The sequence below is a fragment of the Hydrobacter penzbergensis genome (genome assembly GCF_900106985.1).
Lineage (GTDB): Bacteria > Bacteroidota > Bacteroidia > Chitinophagales > Chitinophagaceae > Sediminibacterium > Sediminibacterium magnilacihabitans.
This window is the reverse complement of the sequence record NZ_FNNO01000040.1, coordinates 1-1,217: the sequence shown is the minus strand read 5'-3', so window position 1 is coordinate 1,217 and position 1,217 is coordinate 1. Positions and strand designations below refer to the sequence as shown.

Annotated in this window: 1 protein-coding gene; it reads right to left on the bottom strand. The window is 38.5% G+C overall.

Annotation, left to right across the window (positions count from 1 at the left end; translation table 11 throughout):
- Positions 1-1,217, bottom strand: a 1,217-nt coding sequence (locus BLU98_RS17955; protein WP_092727083.1) for an autotransporter outer membrane beta-barrel domain-containing protein, incomplete at both ends; no start/stop codon positions are given.

Here is a 1,217-nt window from a genome sequence, read left to right as displayed (position 1 = left end):
TTTTTTCAATAACAAGGCTTGATTATCTCCCACACTAATTCCCTTTTTTTCCACTTCATTTGCGGTGGGAATATCCGGCAAGTGCTTATTTTTCTTGATGAATTTTTCAACATCAACAAGTGATCTTAATCGATAGTCTGGCTCAAAAACATAATCACTCCATCCTGTCTGGGTAACAATTATCTTCTGTGTTCGAATATTACCATTAACAGAAAGTTTTTCAGTCGGAGAAGACGTACCAATACCAATGTTACTATTTGCAGATAAATAAAACTGATTTGTATTTCCAAATGTCTGCATAGTTATTGGCTGAGCAGAGCCTCCTCCAAAGTAATTTGTAGAGACCAGAATTCCTGTATTAGTAGAGGATATGTCTAATGTATTTAGGTCGTTAGGAGCTGTTAACCTGAAAAAGCCGGCACTTAATTGATTTCTTGTGGAATTTGTATTTGTACCAAAATAAATATTTTTGCCAGGTGCCGATACATCTGTGTAAAACGATGCGGCATTATTTTGCAAACTCAATGTAGAGCCGGAAGTACTTCCAGTTGGGTAGAAGTATAGCCCGGTTCCAGTAGCCGCAGAAATGGTAGGTATACCAGCTCCATATGAGCCTCCCCATGTTAAGTTATTATTGCTCTGGATATTAATTCCTCCAAGCACATCTAATTTCACTGCGGGACTTGCAGTTCCCAGGCCTATATTGCCATTAGTGGATAAACAAAGCTGATTACTGCTTCCATATGTCTGCATAGTGATTGGTTGAACAGAGCCCCCACTATAATAATTTGTAGAGAACAGGATTCCTGTATTGGTAGATGATATGTCTAATGTATTCACATCATTAGAAGCCGTTAGCCTGAAAAAGCCAGCAGTCAATTGATTTCTTGTAGGGTTTGCACTTGTACCAAAGTAAAAGTTTTTACCAGGTACCGACAAATCTGTATAAAATGATGCTCCTGTGTTTTGCAAACTAAATGTAGAACCGGAAGTACTTCCGGTTGGGTAAAAATATAATCCTGTTCCAGTAGCAGCAGAAATGGTAGGTATACCAGCTCCATACAAACCACCCCATGTTAAATTATTATTGCTTTGTATGCTGATGCCTCCAACTACATCCAATTTTACTGCGGGATTCGTTGTACCGATGCCTACATTCCCACTTGCCGGAAATGTATTCGTTTGAGCAATCCCATCGTAAGTCAATAAAATAAAAA